Source organism: Pseudomonas sp. RIT409 (assembly GCF_003052515.2).
Lineage (GTDB): Bacteria > Pseudomonadota > Gammaproteobacteria > Pseudomonadales > Pseudomonadaceae > Aquipseudomonas.
This window is the reverse complement of sequence record NZ_QARE02000052.1, coordinates 1-391: the sequence shown is the minus strand read 5'-3', so window position 1 is coordinate 391 and position 391 is coordinate 1. Positions and strand designations below refer to the sequence as shown.

The following is a 391-nucleotide window of genomic DNA, read 5'->3' as shown; positions in this document are numbered from 1 at the left end:
GGCTCCCGGCCGCTCAACCCACTGCGCAACGCCTCCACTCGGCCTGCACCCAAGTCGCGGTCCGTGGTGTCTGGACTATCGCGCACCAAAAGCAAAGCCAAAGCCAAAGCCAAAGCCAAAGCCAAAGGCAAAGCAAAGCAAAGCAAAGCAAAGCAAAGCAAAGCACGATCAACCCTTACCCTGAACCGAACGACGCTCCGCTTTTCGCTTATCGCTCTTCGCTTTTGATCTTCCTACACAAACAGCCCAGCCACCGCCGAACGCGACTTGGGTGCAGGCTGAGCGGAGGTGTCGTGGAGTGGGTTGAGCGGCCGGGAGCCGCGAGAGTCGCGCGGCCATGGATGGCCGTCCGCGGCGTGCCCACGGAGCGGCGCCGGAGGGAAGGGACCCT

At 62.4% G+C, this 391-nt stretch carries 1 protein-coding gene; it reads left to right on the top strand.

Annotated features, from left to right (window positions below):
* Positions 1-228, top strand: a 228-nt coding sequence (locus tag DBP26_RS27150) for a hypothetical protein (RefSeq protein WP_218565860.1), incomplete at its 5' end; no start/stop codon positions are given.
* Positions 229-391 lie beyond the last annotated feature (163 nt).